The following is a 25,749-nucleotide window of genomic DNA, read 5'->3' as shown; positions in this document are numbered from 1 at the left end:
ACGTACGCCCCTGTGCGGTCCACGGTGACCTCGTGCGGTGAGGGAGAGGGAGAAGGCCATGGAGACGACGACGCAGCCGGCGGCCACGCCGGACAGCGCCTCTTACGAACCGACCGACCGCACCGTCCCCACCCGGGCCCGCGAGCGCTCCGCGTACGACCGCGCGCTGGTGCACGCGATCCTCGACGAGTCGTACGTCTGCCACCTCGGCTTCGTGCGCGACGGCGCCCCCATAGTGCTGCCCACGCTGTACGGCAGGGTCGGCGAGCGGCTGTACGTGCACGGCTCGACGGGTTCGCGGCCGCTGCGGATGGCGGGCGCGGCGCCGGCCGACGAGGCGGACCCGGGCCTTCCGGTGTGCCTGACGGTCACGCATGTCGACGGTCTCGTGCTGGCCCGCTCGGCCTTCCACCACTCCATCAACTACCGCTCGGTGGTGGTGCACGGCATCGCGCGCCAGGTCACGGACCCCGAGGAGAAGCGCACCGCGCTCGACGCGCTCGTCGACCACGTCGTGCCGGGCCGCTCCACCGACTCACGCCCCGCCAACGCCAAGGAGCTCGCCGCGACCGCCGTGCTCTACCTGGACCTTGCCGAGGTGTCGGCGAAGATGCGCACGGGCGCCCCGAACGACGAGCCGGAGGACATGGACCTCCCCTATTGGTCCGGTGTCGTCCCGCTCCGCAAGGGCTACGACCCCGTCGTCCCGTCGGAGGACCTGGCCCCGGGCATCGAGGTCCCCGACTACCTGATCGAGGTGTGACGCGGTGATGCTCGTCCACCCCTGGGACGCACCGGCTTCCGATGCCGAGTGGCAAGGCTGGCTCGCCGACCACGACTTCGGGCAGCTCGCCGTGAACGGCCTGCCCGGCGAGCCGCCCCACATACAGCCGACACATTTCGTGTACGACGCCGACACCGGCCCGCGCGGCCGCGTCCTGCTCCACCTGGCGCGCCCCAACCCGCTGTGGGCCGCCCTCGAGGCGGACCCGGACGTCGTCCTGAGCGTCGTCGACGACTACGTCTTCGTGCCGGGACCGTGGGCCGCCGCCCCGGACGCTCCACCCGAGCACGGCGTGCCGACCAGCTTCTACGCCGCCGTCCAGCTCCGCTGCGCCGCCCGCGTCGTGGACGACCCCGCCGAGAAGGCCGCCCTCCTGAACCGCCAGGTCGGCCACTTCCAGCCGGACGGCGGCTCGGCGACGACCGCCCCGGGAGAGGCGCCGTTCGGCAGGCTGCTGTCCGGCATCCGCGGCATTTCCCTCGAAGTCGTCGACGTACAGGCAAAGTTCAAGTACGCCCACCACAAGCCACTGGAGGTGCAGGACCGCATCGCCACGAACCTGAAGGAACGCGGCGGCCCACGCGACGAGGCGGCACTGGAGCACCAGCTGCGCGGGCGCGTGCGGGGGTAACGGGGACGCAGGCGTGCCCCAGCACGGGGCGGGCCGGATGCAAGCCGGCCCGCCCCGCACCCCTCAGCCGTCCACTCCTCCCCGCCGCGTCCTCGCGGCCCCGCGGGCCTCCGCCACCGCGAGTCCCGTGACCGACGCGAGCATCAGGAGTGTGCCCGCGACGGTCGCCGCGTTGAGCTCCTCGCCGAGCAGGGTGACGGCGATGACGGCCGCGCTCACCGGCTCCAGAAGCATGATCACGGACACGGTCGCGGACCGGACGGCGGCGGCTCCGGCGAAGTACAGCGCGTACGCGAGAGCCGTCGGCACGGCGGCGATGTAGAGCAAGCAGCCCAGGACACGGGCGGGTTCGGCGGTGTGCGGCACGAGCCCTTCGGCGGCCGCGAGCGGCAGCAGGCACAGCGACACGACCGCGAAGGCCCACACCGTCGTGTCGGAGGAGTCCGACCCGCCGTCGCGCCCCCACCACCGCGTCAGCAGCGTCATGAGGGCGTACCCGGCGGCCGAGAGCAGCGCGAACGCGACGCCCCACGGGCGGACGGCCGCGTCCCCGCCGCCCGCGAACAGCACACCGAGGCCGGCCAGCGCGCCGCCCACCGCGCAGATCCCGCCGAGCCCGAGCCGCTCCCCCAGGGCGAGGCGGGCGCCGAGCGCGATGAGGACGGGCCCCGCGCCGAGCGTGACGACGGTGCCGACGGCGAGCCCGGTGGCCTCGACGGCGGCGAAGTAGGCGGTCTGGAAGACGGCGAGGGCCACACCGGTGACGGTGATCCGCAGCACCCGGCTGCGACGCGGCACGCTCACCGCCACGCGCGCGGCACGGTTCGGCCGCAGCGGCTGTGCAGCATGGTTCCGCCGCAGCAGCCGTACGGCACGGTTCGGCCGCAGCAGCCGTGCGGCGAGCAGCAGCAGGAACCCTCCGGCGCAGCGCCAGAAGGAGAGGGCGACGGGACCCATGTCGCTGTCCGAGAAGACCAGCGACGCGGCGGCGCCGGCAGTGCCCCAGGCGGCACCGGCGATACCCAGATACACCAGGCCGCGCCCGACGGGCAGCCCGGACACGGCAGTTGACTCGGCGGGCGCGACGGCCTCGCTCGACATGCTTGACACGCTGGACACGTGGAAATCTCCGCAGAAGGTCAGGAAGAAGACCGCGTCACGGGCGAGCGGGCGTGCGGGCACACACGGACGGATTCACAAGTGCCACGAGTTCATGAGTGTCACGAGTTCACGAGTGTGCGGACACGCACCGACGGAAGGCCGGTGACGCCGGTCCTGGACTGGCGTCTGCGGGCAGCACCGTTCCGCCCGGCCGATGGCCGGACATGATCCGTGAGAGGCCCGCGCTAGGCGGCGGGAGGCGGAAGAACGAGTGCTCGTGCGTGCATGATCGACACCCTAGGCGGCGCTGCCGCTGGGCGACAACTCCTCTCCGGAGTCTGAGACGCGCGCCACCACGGAGTCCGGCTTCGCCGGCGTCGCCGACTGGGCGATGAACGCTCCCACTAGCACGATCGCGCCCCCGGCGAGCTGCGGCGCCGAAAGACGCTCACCGAGCATGACCCAGGCCAGCACGGTCGCTATGACCGCCTCCAGGCAGGCCACGACGCCCGCCACCGGCGGCGAGAGCCGTCGTACGGACACCACGCCGGTGACGTACGCGACGACGGTCGCGACCAGCACGATCCAGCCGATCAGCGCCCACGCGGGCACCGCCGAGCCGTCCATGTCGGCTGTGCCGGCGAGCACCTGCCAGTCCATGCCCCAGGGGCGCGCGATCACGGTGAGCACGACCGTGCCGACGAGCAGCCCGTAAGCGATCACGCCGAGCGGGTCCGGCGCCTCCTCGCCCGCGCCTGTGCCCTGGTCGGACAGGACGAAGTAGCCGACCTGGCAGCAGGCGGCGCCGAGCGCGAGGAGCAGGCCGACGGCGTCGAAGCTCAGCCCGGACCACACCTCGACGACGCAGGCGAGCCCGCCCACGGCGAGGACCACCCCGAACGCGGCGGCCCTGGTGACGGGCCTGCGCTGCACGAACCGCACCCAGCCGAGGACCAGCGCCGGCGCGAGGTATTCGATGAGCAGGGCGACGCCGACGGGGATGCGGGAGATCGAGGCGAAGTAGCAGGCCTGTACACCGGCGACGGCGAGGAGGCCGAAGCCCGCGAGCAGCGCGGGCCTGCGCCGCACCAGCGCACGGTGGCGCCAGGCGACCGGGAGCATCACCAGGGCGGCGCCCGCCACCCGCAGCCACACCACGTGCAGCGGGTCGAGGCCCGCCTCGATCAGCGGCTTGGCCGCGACGCCCGAGCCGCCGAAGGCGAACGCCGAAGCGAGCGCGAGCCCCAGGCCGAACCCGCGGCCGCGCTCCGCGCGCCCCGCCGCGTTCGCCTGCGGCTGCCCCTGTGACGTCTCCTGAGACCCAAGCACCGGCACATGATGACAGCCGAAGTCATGACCGTCACCCTTGATGACCACTGTCTCAGCGGGCGGACGCCTGAGAGGTCCTCAGCGGACGGAGGCAACCAACGGGAGAACAGTCAGCGGGCCGACGTCGTCACCGGGTGAACGCACTGAGCGGGCAGACGTCGCCAAACGGCAGACATCGTCAACGCGCCGACGTCCACCCGGACTCGCACCCCGTCTCGCGCCCGCCCTCGATCCGCCGCAGCAGTTCCGCCACGTCGACGCCCGCCCTGCGCAGCACCTCGACGGCCCGGCACTCCGCGTCGGCGGCCAGCGCGGCGAGCAGGTCGACGCCGCCAGCCTGCGGCTCGCCCCGCAGCGCGGCGCGGTCGAGCGCGGCCTCCATGGCACCGGCGGCCGCGGGCGAGAGAACCGTTTCTTTGGCCGAAGCCACGAGCGGTACGGCTCCGGAGTCCTCGACCGTGCCCTGCCACTGCAGTCCGTACCCGATGCTGCGCTGGACGAGATAGCCGAGCAGCCGGGCGACCTGCGGCCCGCCGTCGAAGACCGCCCGCACCTGCGGCTCGTACTCGAGCAGCGAGTGCAACAGATGCGCCGTGTCGACCTGCCGGTCCCCGTCGCGCACGGCCCGTCGGCGCGCACCGGACATCACCGAGGCCAGCTCTGCGCTCAGGCTGGATTCGATGTCGGGGCGGGTCGGGCCGGGTTCGGCGCCCTGGGGGGTACGGCTTTGCACATCTCCCACCCCATCAACCTCTGGGGACATCGGCATCGGCGGCGGGAAGCATTTCCGCGTCCGACACAGGTTGGGCATGCGCGGGTGGGTTGTCCTCCTTACGGATGACATCCGGCCGTTCTCGCAGGTGGGGCGCGCGCCGCCTTGCTTCGCGCCGGGTGCGCAACCACTCCGCTCCGGCGCTCGTCTGCCCTGGCATGGAGGGCAGGTTCTGGATGGTCGCCCTGCCGGCCATCGACGGCAGACAGTACGTGTACCGCGTGTACGCCCCCGCGGACGCACTGCCCGCCGACCTGTTCTGGGAAGCCTGGCACTGCCATGACGAGGGCCCGTTCCCGCGCGCCCTGGACCTCTTCGACGCGGCGGTGATACGACGCGTGGGCTGAGCCGAGACAGGACAGCGACCGCGCCCCGCCCAGACGGGACAGCGGCCGCGCCCCGCCCAGACGGGACAGCGGCCGCGCCCCGCCCACGTTCCGGGCGCCCCCGCCCACGCCGCCTACGTCCCGGGCACCCCCGCGTACGCCGCCTACGCCCCGGACGCCCCCGGCAACGCCCCCACCACCACGGTCGCGTACAGCTCCTCGTCCGTCACGACCCGGGGCACGAGCCCCGCGGCCGTCACCGCCGCGACCGCCGACGGCACCTGGCGCTCGCTCGTCTCGAACAGCAGCCGTCCGCCCGGCACCAGCCACCGCGGCGCGTCCGCGGTCACCCGCCGCAGCACGTCGAGTCCGTCGAAGCCCCCGTCGAGCGCCACCCGCGCCTCGTGCTCGCGGGCCTCGGCGGGCAGCAGGGCGACCTCGTCCGAGGGAACGTACGGGACGTTCGCGAGGAGCACGTCGACGCGGCCCAGGAGCGTGTCGGGCAACGCTTCGTACAAGTCGCCCTCGTGGACACGGCCTCCGGCGGCCCTGACGTTGCGGTGCGCGCAGGCCACCGCGGCCGGGTCAATGTCGGCCGCGTGCAGCTCGGCCCGGCCGAGCGAGGCGGCGAGGGCGGCGCCCAGCGCGCCCGACCCGCAGCACAGGTCGACGACCACGGCGCCGGGTCCGGCGAGCGAGGCGGCCTCGCGGACCAGGAACTCGGTGCGGCGGCGCGGCACGAACACTCCCGGGTCCACGGCGATCCGCAGCCCCCCGAACTCCGCCCATCCGACGACGTGTTCCAGCGGCAGCCCGCTCGCGCGCCGCGCCACCATGGCGTCCAGCTCGTCCGGGCCCGCCGCCGCGGCCAGCAGCAGGTCCGCCTCGTCCTCGGCGAACACGCAGCCCGCCGCGCGCAGCCGTTCCACGACGGCGGAGTGGACTGACACCGACAGGGGCATCGAGGGCCTTCCTACGCTTGCGGCAAAGAAGCCAACCCTACCCGGCCGCCCAGAACTGACGGTTCATCAGTATTGAATGTTCCGGGGCTCAGGGATACGTTCCGCGACACCGTGGCTGCGCCCGCCGCAGCACCCGACGAGAAGGGGTGGTCGCATTGGCCGAAGTCAGCGCGGAGGCGCGCATCGAGGCACCGGCGGAGAAGGTCTGGGCGCAGCTCACCGACTTCTCCTCGTACGCGGAGTGGAACACCACGCACACCAGCTTCCCCAAGGGCGGCCCCGCCTCGCTCGAAGTGGGCGGCACCTTCACGGAGAACATGAAGCTCATGGGCTTCCCGGCCGAGGTCGTCTGGACGATCGTGGAGCTGGAGACCGCCCGCACCTTCGCGATCAAGGGCAAGGGCCCGATGGGCGTCGACGTCGGCACCCGCTACACGCTCGAACCCGACGGCGAGGCGACGACCATCCGCACGGACGGCGAGTTCACCGGCGCCGCGGTGTCCCTCATGGCGAGCAAGCTCAAGGACTCGGCGACGGCAGCCATGAAGGAGTCGCTCCGCAAGCTGGGGACGCTGGTGACCTGAGCCGGGAGCCCAGGTGACCTGAGTTTCGTACGGGGCGGAGCGACCCCGCAGGCCCCGTACGCGCCGACAGGAGCCGCGTACGCGTACGACAGCAGCGAGGCGCCCCGCGCATGTCGCGCGAGGCGCCTCACCAGTGGTGCGGGCGGTGGGCCCGCACCGCCTCAGTCCTCATCGGCAAGGATCAGGTACAGCTTCTTGCGGGCGTCGTTGATGACCGTGAGCGCCTTCTCGCGCTGCTCCTTGGAGCCGGTCTTCCAGACCTGGCCGAACGCCTCCATCAGGCCGAAACCGGCCTGCCGGATCTCGGTCAGCGCCTCCCAGTCGACCCCGCGCCCGGCCTCTTCCCAGGGCGCGTCCGGGCCCTCGTCCGCCGCTTCGCGGCCGGACTCGGTGAGCGAGAAGAGCTTCTTGCCGCCCTCGCTCTCGCTGGTGATCAGACCCTCGTCCTCCAGGAGCTGGAGGGTCGGGTAGACCGAGCCGGGGCTGGGCTTCCACGCCCCGCCGCTGCGCTCGGCGATCTCCTGGATCATCTCGTAGCCGTGCATCGGCCGGTCCTTCAGGAGGGCCAGGATCGATGCGCGTACGTCACCGCGCCGCGCCCTGCCCCTGGGTCCGCCCCGGCCACCGCGTCCGCCGCCCCAAGGGCCGCCGCCACCGAAGCCGGGCCCGAAGGGTCCGAACGCGGCGCGCCGCCCCTCGAATCCGCCCCGCTCCTCGCGACCGGGCCCGTACGGGCCGCGTCCGCGTCCATGACCGTGCCTGTGCTCGTGTTCAAAACCGTGGGAACGCATGTCGATCATCCCTTTCGTCGTTCCGTCGAGAATCTTTCACGACATCGTTGATCAGTCGCGATGCTTCAACGATATATCGGAACAGTTCGGCTGACAACCCGCGAGGTGAGAGGCGCCGCCCCGCGCGGCAGACCCGCGCCACCCTCATGGCCACATCCAGCCCCCCACTCCCCAATAAAGTCCAGTCAGGCCGAATTGGCATTGGCGATCTGGGCCAGTGGCTCCCTAACGTCGCCCCATGACCACACACCCACGCACGCGACTCCGTATCGTCGACGCCTTCGCCGAGCGCCCCTTCACCGGCAACCCGGCCGGTGTCGTGCTCCTCGAGGCCTTCCCGGACGACACCTGGCTCCAGCACGTGGCCACGGAGGTCAACCACGCCGAGACCGCCTTCGCCCACCCGCTGCCCGAAGGCGGCGACGCGGACTGGGCGCTGCGCTGGTTCACGCCCGCCACCGAGGTCTCCCTGTGCGGCCACGCCACACTGGCCCTCGCGCACGTCCTGCACACGACCGGCATCGCCACCGGCCCCGTGCGCTTCGCCACCCGCGCCGGCGTCCTCGTCGCCACGGCCCACGGCAACGGCGAGCTGACCCTCGACTTCCCGACCGCCCCGCTCACCCCGGCCGAGCTCCCGCCGGGCGCGGTCGAGGCCCTCGGCGCCCAGCCGCTCTCCGCCCACGACACCGGCCCGCACCTGGGCGACCTGCTGGTCGAGCTGCCCGACGAGAAGACGGTGCGCGCGCTCACGCCGGACCACCGGGCGCTCGCCCAGCACTCCGAGCGCGGCGTCATCGCGACCGCGCTCGCCGAAGATCCCAGCCGGGGCTACGACTTCGTCTCGCGCGGCTTCTTCCCGGGCGTCGGCATCGACGAGGACCCGGTGACCGGCAGCGCGCACACCGCGCTCGCCCCGTTCTGGACCGAGCGTCTCGGCCGCACCGACCTGACCGGCCTGCAGGCCTCACCCCGCTCCGGCCGCGTCCGCACCGACCTCCGCGGCGACCGCACCCTCCTGACCGGACGCGCCGTCACCGTCATCGAGGGCGACCTGCTGGCGTGACGACGGCCGCACACCCCTTACGGCGTGCCGCCCGCCGGTCCGGGCGTCACGCCGTCGGCAGCCACCCCACCTTGCCCGCGAGCAGCGCGTAGCCCACGAACGCCCCGATGTCCAGCAGGGAATGGGCGACCACGAGCGGCCCGACCCGCCCCCACCGCCGGTACAGGAGCACGAACACCACCCCCATCGCCATGTTCCCGACGAATCCGCCGACGCCCTGGTACAGGTGGTACGAGCCGCGCAGCACCGAACTCCCGACCAGCGCCGCCATCGGCGTCCACCCCAACTGGTCCAGCCTGCGCAGCAGATAGCCGACGACGATCACCTCCTCCAGCACGGAGTTCTGCAGCGCGGAGAGCACCAGGACCGGGTACTTCCACCACACGTCGGGCAGGTCCTCCGGCACCACCGTGAGGTTGAAGCCGAGCCCGCGCGCGGCCAGATAGAAGGCGATGCCGGTGGAGCCGATGACCGCGGCCACCGCCGTCCCCCGGCCGAGGTCCGGCCACGGGCGGCTCCGGTCGAAGCCGATGGCCCGCAGCCCCGAACCCTCGCGCAGCAGGAAGTGCGCGACCAGCGCCACCGGCACCAGGGCAGTCGCGATGCCGAAGAGCTGCCACGCGAGATCGAGCCACGGACGCCCCGGCGCGGCCGACGAGTTGAGGGTCGCCGCCTGATCCTTCAGACCGCCCGGCCTGGTGACCGAGCCGATGAAGCTGATCAGCGCGGACACACCGCTCGCGCCCAGTGAGAGCGCCAGGACGAGCAGCGTCTCCTGCCGCAAGAACCGTCGCGAGAGCCCCGCCTCGGGAAAAGAACCGGCCATTGGCCCCGGCTCCGCTTGCACTCCTGCCTCCAGTTGAGTAATCCCGCCTCATCCCCGTCCCCGTGCCGCTAGGGTCTCGAAAGAACTTACGAACCACGCGCGCGACAGGCCGAGGGGGACGGACGCCGACCGTGGCGTGCCGTCCCCCTTGTCCGTGTTCATCCTTGTTCGTTGCTTGATCACACGGGGAGGGCAGCACCGCCATGGGACGTCACAGCTTGCCTGATGGGCACCGGACGGGAGCAGCCGACCCGCGACCACGCGGGCGCGGGCGCACCGTCGCCCTCGCCACGGCGCTCGTCCTGAGTGTCGCGGCAGGCACGGCGGTCGCGGCCCGCGCCGGATTCCTGCCCTTCGGTGACGACTGCCGCGACGACGCGGTGCGCCTGAACGTCGTCGCCGCACCCTCCGTGGCCCCCGCCCTGCGTGCCGCCGCCGACCACGTACGTAAGAAGGACGTCACCTCGGACGGCCACTGCATGGACATCCGCGTCGCCGCGCGGGAGCCGTACAAAGTCGCCGACGAGCTCCGCGAGGACGGCAGGAAACCCGCGTACGACGTGTGGGTACCCGACTCGGGCCTGTGGGTGCAGCGCGCCGGGATCGGCGGCGGCCGGACCCAGGTGTCGCCCGCGGGCAACATCGCTTCCTCGCCGATCGGCGTGGGCATGGTGAAGTCCGCCGCCGAGTCCCTGGACTGGCCCCGGAAGACGTACACCTGGACCGAGTTGGCGGGCGCGGCGACCGGCGGCGACAAGCTGCGCCTCGGCGCGGCCGACCCGGCGCGCAGCGCGAGCGGCCTGCTCGCCCTGACCAAACTCGGCTCGTCGGCGCGCGCGTCCGGCTCCAAGGACGCCGAAACCCGGGCCGCCGCGACGGCCAAGGCGCTGGCGTCCCGCACGTCCGAGAGCGACAGCCGGCTCCTGGACACCCTGGCCCGCGACGCCTCCGGCACCGAGAGCGGCAACCCGCGCCGCAACCAGGCCCTGATCCTCTCCGAGCAGGCGTCGTTCGCGCACAACGCGGCGGAGGACGAGAAGCACGCGCTGGACCTCTTCTACCCCGAGGACGGCTCACCGGTCCTCGACTATCCGTACACCCTGATCCGCGAGAACGACCTCTCCACCGACGAGAGCCGGGCCGCGCTGCGGTTCATGACGCTGTTCAGCGACGACACGGGGCGGCGCATCCTGCGGGAGCACGGCTTCCGCACGGACGGGTCGAAGGCGTCGGCCGCGCTCGTCGCGGCAGCGGGCGGCCGCACGCCGCAGCCGTACGCACAGGAACCGGGCGACGCGCCCTCCGACAAGGAGGTGCAGGAGACCCTCGGCATGTGGACCATCACGGTGCAGAGCGCGCGGTTCATCACGGTCGTCGACGCGTCGGACTCCATGCGGCAACTCGTGCCGGGGCGCGGCGAGTCCCGCATGGACGTCACGAAGGCCGCCCTCCTGCAGGCGCTCTCGGGCTTCACGGACGAGGACGAGATCGGCCTGTGGGAGTTCGCCACCCGCCTGGACGGCGCGCGCGACTACCGCGAGCTGGTGCCCACCGGCCGCCTCGGCGACCGCAGGGGCGACGGCACCCAGCGCGACCGGCTCACCAAGGCCTTCGGCGCGCTCCAGCCCGTGCCGGGCGGGGCCACGGGTCTGTACGACACGACGCTCGCCGCGTACGAGAAGGCGCGCAAGGGCTACGCGAAGGGCAGGTTCAACACCCTCGTCCTGCTCACCGACGGCGTCAACCAGGACCCGGGCAGCATCACGCGCACCGAACTGGTCTCCCGCCTCCGCACCCTCGCCGACCCCCAGAAGCCGGTGCCCGTCATCGCGATCGCGGTCGGCCCGGACGCCGACGAGCGGGAGGTCGACCAGATCGCCCGCGCGACCGGCGGCTCCGGACACGAGGTCGACGACCCGGCCCAGATCCACTCGGTGATCCTCAAGGCGATCATGCAGGCGGGCACGCAGCAGTAGAGCCGCCGTCCGGGCAGGTCACCGAGGGCGGGCGCGGTACATCGGGGACGGGCCTGGCGCATCGCCTACCCCAGCGGCAGTGCCGGTTCCGGCAGCCCCACCGGCCACATGTGCACCGGCTCTCCCGCGTGCATCAGCTCGCAGTAGCGCCGCGTGGTCGCCGCGAGCGCGGCCTCGCGCTCCAGACCCCGCTCGAGGGCACGGTGGTAGGTGGCCGCCTGCCACGAGGCCCCGTTGACCCGTCTGCGGCACCGCTCCTCGATCACGCCGAGATACAGGTCCCGGTCGGCCGGCTCCACGCCCCACGCGTCGAGCCCGGCCGCGGCCAGCGGCAGCAGTTCGTCGCGTACGAGATCGACGGCAGCCACCTTCGTCGTGCCGCCGTACCGCCCGCGCCGCGGCCACTCCAGGCGCGCCTCGATGCCGTACCGGCAGGCGGTGTCGAAGTTCCGGGCGGCCGCGTCGAACGGCAGCCGCGACCACACCGGCCGCGCCTCCTCGGCCAGCGCGCGCACCACGCCGTAGTAGAAGGCGGCGTTGGCGATCACGTCCGTCACCGTGGGCCCCGCGGGCAGCACCCGGTTCTCCACCCGCAGATGCGGTACGCCGTTGGCGATGCCGTACACCGGACGGTTCCAGCGGTACACCGTGCCGTTGTGCAGGGCGAGTTCGGCGAGCTGCGGCACACCGCCGGCGTCGAGCACGCGCAGCGGGTCCTCGTCCTCGCGCAGCGGAATCAGGGCCGGGAAGTAGCGCAGATTCTCCTCGAAGAGCTCGTACGCGCTGGAGATCCACCGCTCCCCGAACCAGGTGCGCGGCCGCACCCCCTGTGCCTGGAGCTCGGGCGGCCGGGTGTCCGTGGACTGCAGGAACAGCGGCGGCCGGGACTCGCGCCACAGCTCGCGGCCGAACAGGAACGGCGCGTTGGCGCCCACGGCGACCTGCGCGGCGGCGACGGCCTGCGCCGCGTTCCACACGTCGGCGAACTTCCCCGGCGTGACCTGCAGGTGCAGCTGCACGGACGTGCACGCCGCCTCGGGCGCTATCGAGCCTGACGTGCACGTCAGGCGCTCCACCCCCTCGATGTCGAGCGCGAAGCTCTCGCCGCGCGCGGCCACGATCTGGTCGTTGAGCAGCGCGTAGCGGTCGACGTCGGAGAGGTTCGCGGAGACCAGGTCGTGGGGCGAGAGCGTCGGCAGAATGCCGATCATCACGATGCCCGCATCCACCTCGTTCGCTTTCCGGTGGGCATAGGCGAGACCCGTGCGCAGCTCTTCGGCCAGCCGGTCGAGAACGCGTCCGCCCAAACGGTGCGGGGCAATGTTCACTTCCAGATTGAACATTCCTAGCTCAGTCTGGAAATCACGACTCGCGATGCGCTTGAGAACTTCTGCATTCATCATGCGCGGCATGCCGTCAGGTCCCGCCAGATTCAACTCTATCTCTAGTCCCATCAGATTCTTGGGCCGGTCGAACCGCTGCTCCTCAAGGAGCCGGCCGAGCCCTTCGAGGCACTGCCGGAGCTTGATCCGGTACTGGTGGCGATCGGACAGGTCGAACGTTCCTGCCGCGACCTTCTCCCCCATCGAAGCGTCCCTCCTCGGATGGGCCGCCGGCGCCCCGGCCGCTGTGTACGGGGGATGATGCCCAGCCGATGTGATCCATAACGCCCCGTGCGGGACCATGGACCAGTACCCTTGACGGAGTTGCCGCGCGGCACATTCGCCGGGCATGACGAAGAGCGCGGTTTCCGATGCTCCGGTTGTGGTGAAAAAAACCGACGAGAATCGGCCGACCGCGGTCGCGGGGAATGCCGAGGTCACCGCTCAGGGCGCGATCCGGAATCGGGATAAACCCCTCGGGAGTGCGACCGGATATCGACTTGCCCGACATATTCGGAGCGGCTAGCTGAAACACCCCGTGAACACACGTCGTATAAACTCCGCGGTTGAGGCAGAGAGTTGGCGCTCGCGGTCCCCCTGCCCCCGCCCCTCTGGCCCAGAGCTGACAGCGCCGTCCGCACCTGCCCCCGCTCCACTGTGCCTGTCGAATGAGAGAGGCGACCCACCATGCCCCTGCATGTCCCCCCGGCTCCAGCGCCCGCCCTGCGCAGCGTCCTCGCGGCCCTCGGTTCCCCGACCGCCGTCCGTGAGGCCCGCACCCCGTCCCTGCGAGCCGCCCAGGGCCCCACGAGCCCGGATCTTCCGCTGCCTGTCCACGAGTTGGATCATGTCACGGCCGCGGGCACGTCCCCGACCAAGCTCACCGGCTGGCGCTTCCTGATCCGCTGCGGGGAGCGCGCGGTGGCCGCCGCGGACACGATGCTCACCCCGGACGGCTGGGCCTTCTCGCACTTCTCCGAAGGCCCGTACATCACCTCCGCCGAGCTGGCCCTGCGTCACGCCGAGGCCATGCCCCAGGCCTACCAGCCCCGGCTGCTCTCCGTGCCCGAGCTCTACATGCTCACGCTGTGGCTGCACGCCGACTGCACCGCCGACGGCGCGAGCGGCGCGCTCGCCCCCAGCGACCTCCTGGTGCCACTCGCCCCGGCACCCCCCGGCATCGCGGCCCACCGCCCGCACCGCGCCGCCGACCTGCTGCCGGTGCTCACCCACCGCCTGAGCCCGGCGCCGCTCCTGGGCTCGCCCGCCTGACCCGCCGCGCTCGGCCCTGCCGTGCCCCGCCGCCCGCCCGGGCCGCGGGGCACGGCCTTGCCCATCCGGACTAGTCCACTTCGGCTACCGCGAACCACCCGAAGAGACAGGGAAGTTGGGCTGAACCGTCCGGGCGGGTGATACGTCATTAAGCAGTAGGAAGCGCTGCCGCAAAATCCCTGCGGAATGACGTCCGTGGGGCAACACTGGAGCTGACCGACGAACACAACGGGGGGCGGCGATGACCGCATCGAGCCGCAGGACTGACGTCTCAACCATCACCACGCAGCGAAAGAACCCTTCCATGTGCCAGCACCAGCCACCGTGCCCGACAGCCGAATCCGCCGACCGGGAAGCCGCGTTCCTCGTGGCGCACCACCCGGAACAGGGCTGGAGCCTGCTGTGCAACGGCGTCCTGCTCTTCGAGGACACCGGTGAGCTGCTGCCGAACGGGGAGATCATCGCCCCGCACCGACCGCTGGGCACCAACCAGGTGATGACGGCCGCCTGAGCCGTCCACCACGAATCCAAGGGCCGGCCCGGACGAACTGTCCGAACCGGCCCTGACTCATGTCCGCCGGCACCGCACGACCGGTGCCGGCGTCACGCATGCTGCGCGGTATCAGTCCTCGTACGCATCCAGCGGCGGGCAGGAGCAGACCAGGTTCCGGTCGCCGTACGCCTGGTCGATGCGGCGCACCGGCGGCCAGTACTTGTCGGCGGCCACCACACCGGCCGGGAACACCGCCTCCTCGCGGGTGTAGCCGTGCTCCCAGTCGCCGCCGAGCGCGGCGGCGGTGTGCGGGGCGTTGCCCAGCGGGTTGTCGTCGGCGGACCAGGCGCCGCTCGCGACCTTCTCGATCTCGCCGCGGATGGCGATCATCGCCTCGCAGAAACGGTCCAGCTCGTCCAGGTCCTCGCTCTCCGTGGGCTCGATCATCAGCGTGCCGGCGACCGGGAAGGACATGGTCGGCGCGTGGAAGCCGTAGTCGATGAGCCGCTTGGCGATGTCGTCGACGCTGACGCCCGTGGCCTTGCTCAGCGGACGCAGATCGATGATGCACTCGTGCGCGACAAGACCGCCGGGGCCGGTGTAGAGCACGGGGTAGTGCGGCTCCAGGCGCTTGGCGATGTAGTTCGCCGAGAGCACGGCGACCTGCGTGGCCCGCTTGAGCCCCTCGCCGCCCATGAGGCGGACGTACGCCCAGGAGATCGGCAGGATTCCGGCCGAGCCCCACGGGGCGGCGGAGATGGGGCCGACGCCCGTCTCGGGGCCGGCCGCGGGCTGCAGCGGGTGGTTGGGCAGGTACGGCGCGAGGTGCCCGCGCACACCCACCGGGCCGACGCCGGGGCCACCGCCGCCGTGCGGGATGCAGAACGTCTTGTGCAGGTTCAGGTGCGAGACGTCGCCGCCGAAGCGGCCGGGCTTGGCGAGCCCCACCAGGGCGTTGAGGTTGGCGCCGTCGACGTACACCTGGCCGCCCGCGTCGTGCACCTGCGCGCAGATGTCGGCGACGTGCTCCTCGAAGACGCCGTGCGTGGACGGGTACGTGATCATCAGGACGGCGAGCTGCTCGCGGTACTGCTCGATCTTGGCCCGCAGGTCCTCGACGTCGATCTCGCCGTCGTCCGCGGTCTTCACGACGACGACCTTCATCCCGGCCATCACGGCGCTGGCGGCGTTGGTGCCGTGCGCGGAGGACGGGATCAGGCAGACGGTGCGCTGCTCGTCGCCGTTGGCACGGTGGTAGCCGCGCACCGCGAGCAGCCCGGCCAGCTCGCCCTGCGAACCGGCGTTGGGCTGCAGCGACACCTTGTCGTACCCGGTGACCTCGGCGAGCCGCTCCTCCAGCTCACGGATCAGCGTCAGATAGCCCTGCGCCTGCTGGGCGGGCGCGAAGGGGTGCAGCTGGCCGAACTCCGGCCAGGTGACCGGCTCCATCTCCGTGGTGGCGTTGAGCTTCATGGTGCAGGAACCCAGCGGGATCATGCCGCGGTCCAGCGCGTAGTCGCGGTCGGCGAGGCGGCGCAGGTAGCGCAGCATCGCGGTCTCGGAGCGGTACTGGTGGAAGACGGGGTGCGCCAGGAACTCGTCGGAGCGCAGGAGACCGGCGGGCAGGGTGTCCGCGACGGACGCGTCGAGCGACGCGACGTCGGCCTCGACCCCGAACGCCGTCCACAGTGCGGCCAGTTGCGCCCGCGTCGTGGTCTCGTCGCAGGCGAACGACACCTGGTCGGCGTCGACGAGGTGGATGTTGACGCCGCCCTCGCGGGCCGCGGTGACGACGTCGGCGGCCTTGCCCGGCACGCGGACGGTCAGCGTGTCGAAGTACGCCTCGTGCACGACCTCGACGCCTCCGGCCTTGAGGCCCTCGGCGAGGATCGTCGCGTACCGGTGGGTGCGCCGGGCGATCGCCTTGAGCCCCTCGGGCCCGTGGTAGACGGCGTACATCCCGGCCATGACGGCGAGCAGCACCTGAGCGGTACAGATGTTGCTGGTCGCCTTCTCGCGCCGGATGTGCTGCTCACGGGTCTGCAGCGCGAGCCGGTAGGCCTTGTTGCCGTCGGCGTCGACGGACACACCCACGAGCCGGCCGGGCAGGCTGCGGGCGAACTTCTCGCGCACCGCCATGTAGCCGGCGTGCGGGCCGCCGAAGCCCATCGGCACGCCGAAGCGCTGCGTGGTGCCGACGGCGATGTCCGCGCCGAGCTCGCCGGGCGAGGTGAGCAGCGTGAGCGCCAGCAGGTCCGCGGCGACAGAAACGATTGCTCCGAGCTCGTGCGCCCGGTCGATGAGCGGCTTGATGTCCCGTACGGCCCCGGAGGCGCCCGGGTACTGCAGCAGCACGCCCACCACACCGCGCTCGGCGATGTCGGCCGGGATGCCGTCGGTCAGGTCCGCGACGACAACCTCGACGCCGGTCGGCTCGGCGCGGGTCCGGATCACGGCGATGGTCTGCGGCAGTACGTCGGCGTCGACCAGGTAGACGCCGTCCTTGACCTTGCCCATGCGCCGGGAGAGCGCCATGGCCTCGGCGGCGGCGGTGCCCTCGTCGAGCAGCGAGGCGCCGGAGGTGGGCAGTCCGGTGAGGTCGGCGACGACGGTCTGGAAGTTCAGCAGGGCCTCGAGGCGGCCCTGCGAGATCTCCGGCTGGTAGGGCGTGTACGCCGTGTACCACGCCGGGTTCTCCATCACGTTCCGCAGGATCACCGGCGGCGTGAACGTCCCGTAGTAGCCGAGTCCGATCATCGAGTCGAGCACCTGGTTGCGGTCGGCGAGGGTGCGCAGCTCGGCGAGCACCTCGGCCTCCGTACGGGCGCCGGGCAGCTCGAGGGCCTCGGCGTTCTTGATCACATCCGGCACCGCGGCGGCCGTGAGCTCGTCGAGCGAGCCGTAGCCGACCTGGGCGAGCATCTTGGCGCGGGCTTCGGCATCGGGTCCGATGTGCCGCTGCTCGAAGGGGATTCCCTGCTCGAGCTGTGAGAGCGGCGTACGAGGGGTGGCGGTCATTGCGGAGGCCTCCTGGTCTGACGCGACCTGCGAGGGGCACCACGGCGCGGGTACCCGGACGGCCTCCCCCTCTGTCATCTCAACCTGAGAGCTTCACAGTCCCGCCACTGGCGGCACTGCTTTCACCGTCGGTGAGGAAGGGTTCCGAACGTGCCCGCCCGACGCCCGCCCTACTTTCCAGAGTGACCTCGTCCGTGCGGTACAGGGGCCTGAGAGATTCCGGGGAGGAGTTGCTCCTTCGGCGCCTCCGGCGTTTCCACCGAAGAGCTCTCCCGCACGGGGTCAACAGCCGCTTGCCAGCCTACCAGCGAGGACCGCGCGCCATCCCTCGAGTGGCCGCCCGCCCCGATGTGCTCTTTCGTAGTGATTACGAGCGAAATCTGGATGAGCTGGATGAGTACGAGACGGCTTGCGACCAGTTGGAGGGCCCGTGCAGACCGATATCGATCCGCGCAACCTGATCGGCCGCAAGGCGTTCGACCGCAACGGAGCCAAGATCGGCACGATCGACGAGGTCTATCTCGACGACGCCACCGGCGCCCCGGAGTGGGCCGCTATACGTACGGGCCTGTTCAGCAGGGATGCCTTCGTGCCCCTGGAGCCCAGCGAGCTGGTCAAGGACGGCACCCTGCGGGTTCCGTTCGAGCGGGCCTTGATCAAGGACGCCCCCGACTTCGGCGTCGGCCGCCATCTGTCCCCGGAGCAGGAGCTCCAGCTGTACCGCCACTACGGCCTGGACCTGGCCCCACCGCCGCCGCCTCCGGATGTGGACTTCGGGCATTCGGCCAATTCTTCTGATGCGTGAGTGGGGGGGGAGGCGTCCTCTGCCGGGGCGTTCTCTGGGCGTCCTCTACTGAGGCGCGACTTTCATGCCTGGGTGGGGTATGTGGCTGGGCCTTGCCGGGTGCGCCGCCCTGCCGTGCCCACCCACGGCTGCCGGCGCCGCCCTGCCGTGCCCACCCACGGCTGCCTGCCCCTAGCCCCGCTCGCGCCGAGCCCACGCCTGCCTTTGGCTCCCGCCTTCGCCTTGAGGCATGGGGCACTGGGGCCAGGGCCTGAAGGGGGCCTGAAGGGCGCCAGAGCTCCCCTGGGACGTCCAGGCACTGGGACCAAAGGCCCCAAAGGGCGCCAGAGCCCCCTGGGACCACTGGGCGCCACCCGACGCACCTCTCAGCCGTGCTCGCCCCCCCGTTCCCCTCCGGACGGTGCCCCTCAGGGCACGCCGGGCTCCTCTCCGGCGACGACGCCCACCCCCGCACCGGTCACGCCACGCTCCACCCCAGGTGAGAGGGGATCTGCATCCCCAGGTGGGAGGGGATCCGCAACCTCCTCCGCCGCCGCCACGGCGGGCACCAACGGCACCGGCTCCGACGGCTCCAGCTCCGGATCGTCCGTCCGGAACGTCCGCACCCGCCCCGGCGCCGACCCAGGCGTCTCGAACCGCACGGTCACCCGCCCCAGGCCACTCCCCTGCACCCACCCCGCCCCGAACACCGCGTGCCGCACGTCGTGCCCCGCATGCCACCGGCGCTCGGCCGTCGAAACGGGCTCCCCACCCCCGGTCTCGCCCACACCCGCACCCTCGTCCCCGCCCCCCTCGGGCACCGCCTCATCACCGTCCCCCGCGACTCCAGGCGCCACCGCCTCCTGGGCTTCCGCCTCCGCCTCCGCGTCCGCGTCCGCGTCGGCCTGCGCCTGCGCCTGCGCCTGCGCCTGCGCCTGCGCCTGCGCCTGCGCGAACAAATCCTCCTGCGTGTAGTCCGCAAGCCCGCTGACCCCCACGCCCAGCAGCCGCACCCCACCCGTCGTGTCCACGGATTCGAGCAGCCGGGCCGCCGCCTCCCGTACGACACCTGGGTCGTCCGTGGGCCCCCGCAGCGTCTCGGACCGCGTCAGCGTGGAGAAGTCGAACCGCCGCACCTTCAGCACGATCGTCCGCCCGGAGTGCCCCGCGTCCCGTAGCCGCTGCACGCACCGGTCGGCCAGCCGCGCCACCTCCATCCGGACCCGTACCCGGTCGTGGATGTCCACGTCGTACGTGTCCTCGACGCTCACCGACTTGGTGTCCCGCTCGGCCACCACCGGCCGCTCGTCGCGCGCCAGCGCCATCGCGTACAGCGCCCCGCCGTGGGCCTTGCCGAGCAGACGGACCAGCTCGTCCTCGCCCGCCTCGGCGATCTCCTCGATGGTGGTGATCCCGGCCCGCCGCAGGTGGTCGCCTGTCGCCGGCCCCACTCCGGGCAGCGTCCGCACGGACATGGGCCCGAGCAGTTCCCGCTCCGTGCCGGGTCTTATGAGCACCAGGCCGTCCGGTTTGGCCTGCTCGGAGGCGATCTTCGCCAGCATCTTGGACGCGGCGAGCCCCACCGACCCGCTCAGCCCCGTGACCCGCAGGATGTCCGCCCGCAACCGCTCCCCCACGGCCCGCGCCGACGCCTCGTCCGACGCGACGCCGCCCGCCTCCAGGTCCACGAAGGCCTCGTCCAGGCTCAGCGGCTCAACCAGCGGCGAGAGCTCCCGCAACAGCCGCATCACCTGCTCGCTGATCTCCCGGTAGAACGAGAACCGCGGCACGAGATACGCGGCGTTCGGCGCCAGCCGCCGCGCCTGCCCCATGGGCATCGCCGAATGGACCCCGAACCGACGCGCCTCGTAGGAGGCGGTGGCCACCACCCCACGAGGCCCCAGGCCACCGACGATCACGGCCTTTCCGCGCAGGCTCGGCTTCGCGGCCTGCTCGGCGGACGCGTAGAAGGCATCCATGTCGAGATGCAGAATCGTCGGCGCGGTTCTCACATCTCCGATGCTGCCCTACGCCACTGACAATCCCCTGCCGTCACAGACCATCCCACCGGCCACAAGCCCCCAGGCCGCCCCGCCCCCGCGGAAGCCGGGCGCACAACAGCCACCACAGCCACCACAACGCCAGTCACCGCGGCCGCCGCGCGGCCGTCCGGCTGACTGGCGCCGCGCGCGGCCGTCCGACTGACGGCGCGCAGGCTCAGACAGCCCGGTTGCCGCGCAGGCTCAGACAGCCCGATTGCGCCGCCTCGCGAGCTCGTCCCCAGGATGGTTGCCCACCAGCGTCTCCCCCGTGTCGACACGCTCCCCGTGGAGCTGCGACAGAGCGGCCTCCACGTCGCGCCAGACGACGCCCACGGCGATCCCGAAGACGCCCTGCCCGCCCTGGAGCAGATCGTGCACCTCGTTGGGCGAGGTGCATTCGTAGACCGTCGCTCCGTCGCTCATCAGCGTCGTGCGCTCGAGATCCCGGAAACCGCTGTCCCGCAGGTGCTGGACCGTGGTGCGGATGTTCTGCAGCGAGACCCCGGTGTCGAGGAAGCGCTTCACGATCTTCAGAACGACCACGTCACGGAAACTGTAGAGCCGCTGGGTCCCGGAACCCCCGGCCGCGCGCACACTCGGCTCGACGAGCCCGGTCCGCGCCCAGTAGTCCAATTGGCGGTACGTAATGCCCGCGGCGGCGCACGCCGTGGGCCCCCGATAACCGACCCGGTCCTGCTCGGGGCCCTCCGCCTGACCTTCCGGTCCGGAGGTGCCGCCGGGCACTGCCACCGGGCGCTTCGGAGAGTGATCGGCCGAGCTGCTGTGAAGCGGGTACGGACCGCCCACCGCTGTGCCGTCGCCGCTGCTTCTCACGCCGACCTCCGTCCTTGACCTGCCTCCTCGACGGTAGGCAGTCACCAGGGGCTCGTCAACGAACGCCACACTCGGCACGCCGAGTGATAATCACCCTGCGAGTGGTTTCCCGTCCCACGCTGCGGGGAAAGGCTAGCCGAATGATCCGGGGACGGCCTCCCGGAAGGGGCTCACCGGCTGAACGACGGCGACCACTGGCTGCCGGCTGACGGCCGACGGCGGCTCACTCGCTACTGCTGGCTTCTGCCACTGAGCGCGACTCACTGGCCGCCTCACTGACTGTTGGTGCCGAAGTCCTCGGGCGAGATCTGGTCGAGGAACTCGCGGAACTTCTCCACCTCGTCCTCCTGCTCGTCCGGAATGGCGATCCCGGCGTCGTCGAGCACCCCGTCGCTGCCGAAGATCGGCGTTCCGGTGCGCAGCGCCAGCGCTATGGCGTCGGAGGGACGCGCGCTCACCTCGACCCCGCTGGCAAAGACCAGCTCGGCGTAGAACACGCCTTCCCGCAGGTCGGTGATGCGTACTTCGGTGAGCTCCTGGCCCACGGCCTCCAGCACGTCCTTGAACAGGTCGTGCGTCAGCGGCCGTGCGGGCGCCATGCCCTGCTGTGCGAAGGCGATGGCGGTCGCCTCCCCTGGTCCGATCCAGATGGGGAGGTACCGGTCGCCTCCCACTTCACGCAGGAGCACGATCGGCTGGTTGGAGGGCATTTCGACCCGGACACCTACGACGTCGAGCTCGTTCACACAGCAACCCTAGGACGTGCCCGGCAGGTTTGGGTAGTCGGGCACCCGTCGAGTCAGCGCGCCCGGACACCCAGCGCACTGTGCACGAGCGCCGCGTGCAGCCTGCCGGTGAGCCCGGCAAGCTCCCGCGTACGGGCCTCCGCATGGGTCCTGGTCTGCGGATTGCGGTGCCTGCGCAGCGGTGCGACCACCTGGTCGACGAGCCCCGCCTCCCGGTCCGCCGCCGCCTTCATGGCCCGCAGATGGCGGGGTTCGATGCCGAATCGACCGAGTTCCACCACCAGCGCGGCGACCGTCACCGCGTCCGCGTCATAGCTGCCGTCCGCCAGAGGTGTGACCAGGCCGTATGTCTCCCACTCGGCGAGCTGGCGCTCATCGGCCTCGGCAGCGGCCAGCAGGGCGTCCCGCCCCAGCCGCGCCGCCGTGCGCTCCTCGTCGGCCTCGACGAGCTCACCGTCGCCCGCGGACTCGGTCTGCTGCCCGGGCAGGGGCAGGGCAGGGCCCTGCCCGCCTGCTGAGGCGTCGAGCTGCTCGCGGATCACCTTGAGCGGCAGATACTGGTCGCGCTGCATCCGCAGGACCTGGGCGAGCCGCTCGACGTCCTCCGGGCTGAACTTGCGATAGCCGGACGGCGTGCGCTGCGGCTCGATGAGCCCCTCGGACTCCAGGAACCTGATCTTGGAGATCGTGACCTCGGGAAATTCGTCACGCAGCACATTCAGCACGGTGCCGATGCTCATCAGCCGATGGTCCGTGGCGGCGGTGCCGCTTCCGGCACCGCCCCTCTGTGTGTGCAGCATGGACCTTCCTGACGGATCAGATGCCGACGCCCCGCTGGCTCGCGTAGAAGACCAGCCGGTACTTCCCGATCTGCACCTCGTCACCGTTCGACAGCGCGGTCGAGTCGATCCGCTCCCGGTTCACATACGTGCCGTTGAGGCTGCCCACATCGGCGACGGTGAAGGAACCGTCCTGGAGGCGACGGAACTCCACATGGCGGCGCGACACCGTCACGTCGTCCAGGAAGATGTCGCTCTGCGGGTGGCGCCCCGCCGTCGTCAGGTCGCCGTCCAGGAGGAAGCGGCTGCCCGAGTTCGGACCGCGCCGCACCACGAGCAGCGCCGAGCCGAGCGGCAGCGCGTCGACGGCCGCCTGGGCCTCGGGCGAGAGCGCCGGAGACGGCGTCTGCCCCGTGACCTCGGCGTCGTAGGCCTCAAGACCGGAGATGGAGATCGTCGAAGTGGTTTCGGAGGGACGCTCGGCGACCGCTCCGGCCCGCAGCGGCGCACCGCAGTTGGAACAGAACCGGCTCGCCTGCGCGTTGCGGTTCCCGCACCTCGTACACACCAGGGCCGACATGGACGGATCCTCCTGCCGCGGCTGCCCCGCTGGGGCATGGGACGCGTACGGATCGGGCGTAAACCCTCCACCCGTACTTGAGGTTGACGGTTCCCCGAAACCTATGCGTCCGGAAGTAGCAGGGTCAACAGACGACGCGCCCTGTCCGCCCGAAATGTCTCCACCGACCTGGTCCCGGAACAGCGGGCGCTCGCCCACCTGTGTCTCCGGCACGTCTCCAGCACGCGGCGCGCGATGACGGGCGTCCTCACGTGCACTCTTGCCGAACAACTTCGCAAACAACTTCACGGGCGATTCCCCTTGACCGAAACAGACCCGCCCGTGGGGCAGGACGAACCCTGATTGCACACACCGTCGTACAGCGGCACCACGGACATCCTCACAACGTCCGCGGCCGCCAAACAGTTTCCACCACGCACCCCGAATCCGGTGCGCCGACCCCCCGCAACCTCATGCCCTGGACCGGCAACCCCCATGCGCCCCCGCCTCACTGGGAGGACGACCGAGCGTAGTCAGGCCGCTTCGCCGGTCGCAAGGCATCCACGACGATCTTCTCCGTACGTGCGACGGTGACCGTGGCCTGCTCCTTCTCCAGAGTCTGCACCACTCCGCCGGGGATGTTCAGCGCCGGTTCCAGGTCCTGCGGCTTGCCGATGACCTTGAAGCGGTAGGGCGCCGCGACCTTCCGGCCGTCCACGCGCACACCACCGCCCGTCGCGTCCGACAGATGGGTACTGGCCACCACCCTGACGTCATCGACCTGGATGGCCTCCGCGCCGGCGGCGCGCAGCTCCTGGATGGCGTCGAGCAGCATGTCAGCCTCCACCTTCCCCTTCTTGTCGTCGATCGTCAGCGTGATGCCGGGACCTTGCGCGGCCACGGTGCCCGCGAGAATGCCGAGTTGCCGTTCCCTCTCGACCGTCTGCCTGCGGGCCTCCTCGGCCTGGTCCGAGCTGCTCTCGAGACCGGTGCGCTGCTCCTCCAGACGCCTCTTCTCATCTTCCAGACGCTGAGTACGGTCATCCAGTTCATCGAGGATGCGTACGAGATCTTCTTGCCGTGCGCCACGCAGCGCGCTGCTGTCGTTGGTGGACCGCACCTGAATGGCGAGTCCGAGGCCGAGAACGAACAGCAGCAGGGCGACGATGAGTTGGGCGCGGGTCAGTCGCGGCGGCCACAGACCCTGCACCAGCCGCTGACGACCGGTCAGGGACGGGTCCTTGCCCGGCTTGCCCGGCCCGGCCTCCGCCCCGCTCTGCTCCGGCTGCGCCCCGTCGTCGGGCGCCCGGGGCGTCACAGGGACCTCGGCGGGCAGTTCCCTGCGCCGGCGGTCCTCGGGCGTGTCGTCCCCGTTTTTGGGGTCCGTGGGGTTCGTGGGTTCCATGGGACTCATCGCCGTCACGCCCGGAAGACGTGGCGGCGGATCGCCGCGGCGTTGGAGAAGATCCGGATCCCGAGGACCACGACGACGCCCGTGGAGAGCTGCGCGCCCACGCCCAGCTTGTCGCCGAGGAAGACGATCAGCGCGGCCACGACCACGTTCGACAGGAACGACACCACGAAGACCTTGTCGTCGAAGATGCCGTCGAGCATCGCGCGCAGACCACCGAACACCGCGTCGAGCGCGGCCACCACGGCGATCGGAAGATACGGCTCGACCACCGCGGGAACCTCGGGCCGAACCAGCAATCCGGCCACGACTCCCACGACGAGGCCCAGTACGGCGATCACGTTGTGCCCTTTCCTGCCTTCGGCTCTGCTGTACGTACGGTCACACTGGGCGCGGCCGGCAGCCGGACGTCGTCCACCGGCGAAATGCTGGCCCGGATGCCGAAGTTCTCGTGCAGGGCATGCAGATACTGACCGTCGCGGCTGTTCTGGAACCTCGTGCTCAACTTCTGACCGTCACCCACCGCGAGCACCGTATACGGCGGCACCAGCGGCTTGTTGTCGACCAGTATCGCGTCGCCGGCCGCCCTGATCGCCGACAGCGAGGTGAGCCGCTGGTCGTTGATCGCGACTGCTTCGGCGCCCGACTCCCACAGGCCGTTCACGACCCGCTGCATGTCGCGGTCGCGCACCCGGCCGGTGTCGGAGAACCCCGAGGTCTCCCGGGGACCGCCACCGCCCTGGTCGGCTTCCTTCTTATCGTTGACCACGAGTTTCACGCCCGGCCCGTGCACCTCCGTGGCACCGGACAGCAGCGACACCAACTCGGCCTTACTGCCGCCGTGTTTCTTCAGCGCCGCCCGCTGCCGCGCGCTCACGTCGCCACGCAGGTCGTCGACCTCGTCCTCGAGCTTGTCCGCGTCCGCCGTCGCCGACTCGACCCGGTCGATCAGCTCGGAGCGCTCCTTGGCGAGCACCGGAGCCGCTATCCGCGCCTGCGCCGCACCCACGGTCACCACGAGCGCGGCGAGCACCAGACCGGCGGCGAGCCCCAGCTTGGCCCGCAGCGTCTTCGGGACTCCACCTGTGCCGGTTTCCCTCTTGCGGGCGGCGGCTTCCGCGTACCCCTCGTCGAGACTGTGGTCCATGACGGTGGTGAGCAGCGACATGGAGGCGTCCGGGCGCCGGGGGCGCGTGACGGTGCTCCGAACGGGGGGCTGCTGCGGCATGCCGCACATCGTCGCACGTCGCGGGCGCTACCTCCGAATGGCCCCACCGACGT

25 protein-coding genes and 1 riboswitch are annotated in these 25,749 nt (G+C 71.4%); of the genes, 9 read left to right on the top strand and 16 right to left on the bottom strand.

Annotated elements, in window-relative coordinates; translation table 11 throughout:
* Positions 1–58 precede the first annotated feature (58 nt).
* Both AC0KTA_RS32700 and AC0KTA_RS32695 read left to right on the top strand, forming a co-directional pair.
* Positions 59–763: a pyridoxamine 5'-phosphate oxidase family protein gene (locus tag AC0KTA_RS32700; RefSeq protein ID WP_481051794.1), complete on the top strand. Its 705-nt coding sequence runs from the start codon at positions 59–61 to the stop codon at positions 761–763.
* 7 nt (positions 764–770) lie between these two features.
* Positions 771–1,415 (top strand): FMN-binding negative transcriptional regulator, encoded by a 645-nt coding sequence (locus AC0KTA_RS32695; protein ID WP_481051793.1) that lies wholly within the window; start codon positions 771–773, stop codon positions 1,413–1,415.
* Positions 1,416–1,478: 63 nt separating this feature from the next.
* Here AC0KTA_RS32695 and AC0KTA_RS32690 read toward each other — a convergent pair whose 3' ends face one another.
* The 3 genes from AC0KTA_RS32690 to AC0KTA_RS32680 all read right to left on the bottom strand — a co-directional run bounded on the left by AC0KTA_RS32690 (position 1,479) and on the right by AC0KTA_RS32680 (position 4,578).
* On the bottom strand, positions 1,479–2,516 hold the full coding sequence (locus AC0KTA_RS32690; protein WP_481051792.1) for a DMT family transporter: 1,038 nt from the start codon (positions 2,514–2,516) through the stop codon (positions 1,479–1,481).
* Between the two features lie 297 nt (positions 2,517–2,813).
* Positions 2,814–3,845 (bottom strand): EamA family transporter, encoded by a 1,032-nt coding sequence (locus tag AC0KTA_RS32685; RefSeq protein ID WP_481051791.1) that lies wholly within the window; start codon positions 3,843–3,845, stop codon positions 2,814–2,816.
* A gap of 178 nt (positions 3,846–4,023) precedes the next feature.
* Positions 4,024–4,578, bottom strand: a complete 555-nt coding sequence (locus tag AC0KTA_RS32680; protein WP_481051790.1) for a peptidase — start codon at positions 4,576–4,578, stop codon at positions 4,024–4,026.
* A gap of 215 nt (positions 4,579–4,793) precedes the next feature.
* Between AC0KTA_RS32680 and AC0KTA_RS32675 the strand changes: the two genes are divergently transcribed.
* The gene (locus AC0KTA_RS32675) at positions 4,794–4,964 is read left to right on the top strand and encodes a hypothetical protein (protein WP_481051789.1); all 171 of its coding nucleotides are present in this window, start codon (positions 4,794–4,796) and stop codon (positions 4,962–4,964) included.
* Between the two features lie 143 nt (positions 4,965–5,107).
* Here AC0KTA_RS32675 and AC0KTA_RS32670 read toward each other — a convergent pair whose 3' ends face one another.
* Positions 5,108–5,905, bottom strand: coding sequence for a putative protein N(5)-glutamine methyltransferase (locus tag AC0KTA_RS32670; protein WP_481051788.1), 798 nt, complete (start codon positions 5,903–5,905; stop codon positions 5,108–5,110).
* A 155-nt stretch (positions 5,906–6,060) separates the two neighbouring features.
* Here AC0KTA_RS32670 and AC0KTA_RS32665 point away from each other — a divergent pair, with 155 nt between their 5' ends.
* Entirely contained in the window at positions 6,061–6,489 is a 429-nt protein-coding gene (locus AC0KTA_RS32665; RefSeq protein ID WP_481051787.1) for a type II toxin-antitoxin system Rv0910 family toxin, read from the top strand.
* A gap of 161 nt (positions 6,490–6,650) precedes the next feature.
* On the opposite strand, the gene AC0KTA_RS32660 is transcribed toward AC0KTA_RS32665, so the two are convergent.
* Positions 6,651–7,280: a PadR family transcriptional regulator gene (locus tag AC0KTA_RS32660; RefSeq protein ID WP_481051786.1), complete on the bottom strand. Its 630-nt coding sequence runs from the start codon at positions 7,278–7,280 to the stop codon at positions 6,651–6,653.
* Positions 7,281–7,518: 238 nt separating this feature from the next.
* On the opposite strand from AC0KTA_RS32660, the gene AC0KTA_RS32655 reads away from it, so the two are divergent.
* Complete coding sequence (locus AC0KTA_RS32655) at positions 7,519–8,346, top strand: PhzF family phenazine biosynthesis protein (protein WP_481051785.1); 828 nt, start codon at positions 7,519–7,521, stop codon at positions 8,344–8,346.
* A 46-nt stretch (positions 8,347–8,392) separates the two neighbouring features.
* On the opposite strand, the gene AC0KTA_RS32650 is transcribed toward AC0KTA_RS32655, so the two are convergent.
* A complete protein-coding gene (locus AC0KTA_RS32650) occupies positions 8,393–9,193 on the bottom strand; it encodes a CPBP family intramembrane glutamic endopeptidase (protein WP_481051784.1) in 801 nt (266 codons plus the stop codon).
* Positions 9,194–9,375: 182 nt separating this feature from the next.
* On the opposite strand from AC0KTA_RS32650, the gene AC0KTA_RS32645 reads away from it, so the two are divergent.
* Positions 9,376–11,148 carry a substrate-binding and VWA domain-containing protein gene (locus AC0KTA_RS32645; RefSeq protein ID WP_481051783.1) on the top strand — a complete coding sequence of 591 codons (1,773 nt, stop codon included), beginning with the start codon at positions 9,376–9,378 and terminating at the stop codon, positions 11,146–11,148.
* 65 nt (positions 11,149–11,213) lie between these two features.
* On the opposite strand, the gene AC0KTA_RS32640 is transcribed toward AC0KTA_RS32645, so the two are convergent.
* Positions 11,214–12,734 carry a glutamate-cysteine ligase family protein gene (locus AC0KTA_RS32640; RefSeq protein WP_481051782.1) on the bottom strand — a complete coding sequence of 507 codons (1,521 nt, stop codon included), beginning with the start codon at positions 12,732–12,734 and terminating at the stop codon, positions 11,214–11,216.
* Positions 12,735–13,217: 483 nt separating this feature from the next.
* Between AC0KTA_RS32640 and AC0KTA_RS32635 the strand changes: the two genes are divergently transcribed.
* Complete coding sequence (locus AC0KTA_RS32635; protein ID WP_481051781.1) at positions 13,218–13,802, top strand: hypothetical protein; 585 nt, start codon at positions 13,218–13,220, stop codon at positions 13,800–13,802.
* 304 nt (positions 13,803–14,106) lie between these two features.
* Positions 14,107–14,313 (top strand): DUF5999 family protein, encoded by a 207-nt coding sequence (locus tag AC0KTA_RS32630; protein ID WP_030358586.1) that lies wholly within the window; start codon positions 14,107–14,109, stop codon positions 14,311–14,313.
* A 111-nt stretch (positions 14,314–14,424) separates the two neighbouring features.
* On the opposite strand, the gene gcvP is transcribed toward AC0KTA_RS32630, so the two are convergent.
* A complete protein-coding gene (gcvP, locus tag AC0KTA_RS32625) occupies positions 14,425–17,313 on the bottom strand; it encodes an aminomethyl-transferring glycine dehydrogenase (protein ID WP_481051780.1) in 2,889 nt (962 codons plus the stop codon).
* Between the two features lie 187 nt (positions 17,314–17,500).
* Positions 17,501–17,598: riboswitch (glycine riboswitch) on the bottom strand.
* Positions 17,599–17,743: 145 nt separating this feature from the next.
* On the opposite strand from gcvP, the gene AC0KTA_RS32620 reads away from it, so the two are divergent.
* On the top strand, positions 17,744–18,118 hold the full coding sequence (locus AC0KTA_RS32620; RefSeq protein ID WP_481051779.1) for a PRC-barrel domain-containing protein: 375 nt from the start codon (positions 17,744–17,746) through the stop codon (positions 18,116–18,118).
* Between the two features lie 407 nt (positions 18,119–18,525).
* On the opposite strand, the gene AC0KTA_RS32615 is transcribed toward AC0KTA_RS32620, so the two are convergent.
* The 8 genes from AC0KTA_RS32615 to AC0KTA_RS32580 form a co-directional block, all read right to left on the bottom strand.
* On the bottom strand, positions 18,526–20,109 hold the full coding sequence (locus tag AC0KTA_RS32615; protein WP_481051778.1) for a DNA polymerase IV: 1,584 nt from the start codon (positions 20,107–20,109) through the stop codon (positions 18,526–18,528).
* A gap of 231 nt (positions 20,110–20,340) precedes the next feature.
* The gene (locus AC0KTA_RS32610) at positions 20,341–20,973 is read right to left on the bottom strand and encodes a MerR family transcriptional regulator (protein ID WP_189737531.1); all 633 of its coding nucleotides are present in this window, start codon (positions 20,971–20,973) and stop codon (positions 20,341–20,343) included.
* Between the two features lie 272 nt (positions 20,974–21,245).
* Positions 21,246–21,719, bottom strand: coding sequence for a bifunctional nuclease family protein (locus AC0KTA_RS32605; protein ID WP_005475662.1), 474 nt, complete (start codon positions 21,717–21,719; stop codon positions 21,246–21,248).
* Between the two features lie 53 nt (positions 21,720–21,772).
* A complete protein-coding gene (gene ftsR, locus AC0KTA_RS32600) occupies positions 21,773–22,519 on the bottom strand; it encodes a transcriptional regulator FtsR (RefSeq protein WP_481051777.1) in 747 nt (248 codons plus the stop codon).
* Positions 22,520–22,535: 16 nt separating this feature from the next.
* Positions 22,536–23,504 carry an FHA domain-containing protein gene (locus AC0KTA_RS32595; protein ID WP_481056644.1) on the bottom strand — a complete coding sequence of 323 codons (969 nt, stop codon included), beginning with the start codon at positions 23,502–23,504 and terminating at the stop codon, positions 22,536–22,538.
* 61 nt (positions 23,505–23,565) lie between these two features.
* Positions 23,566–24,462 carry a DUF881 domain-containing protein gene (locus tag AC0KTA_RS32590; protein WP_481051776.1) on the bottom strand — a complete coding sequence of 299 codons (897 nt, stop codon included), beginning with the start codon at positions 24,460–24,462 and terminating at the stop codon, positions 23,566–23,568.
* A 14-nt stretch (positions 24,463–24,476) separates the two neighbouring features.
* A complete protein-coding gene (locus AC0KTA_RS32585) occupies positions 24,477–24,809 on the bottom strand; it encodes a small basic family protein (protein WP_003988855.1) in 333 nt (110 codons plus the stop codon).
* Positions 24,806–25,705, bottom strand: coding sequence for a DUF881 domain-containing protein (locus tag AC0KTA_RS32580; protein WP_481051775.1), 900 nt, complete (start codon positions 25,703–25,705; stop codon positions 24,806–24,808). Before AC0KTA_RS32580 ends, AC0KTA_RS32585 begins: the two co-directional genes overlap by 4 nt.
* Positions 25,706–25,749 lie beyond the last annotated feature (44 nt).

The organism is Streptomyces sp. Y309 (assembly GCF_056712025.1).
This window is presented reverse-complemented; position numbering and strand designations above follow the sequence as displayed.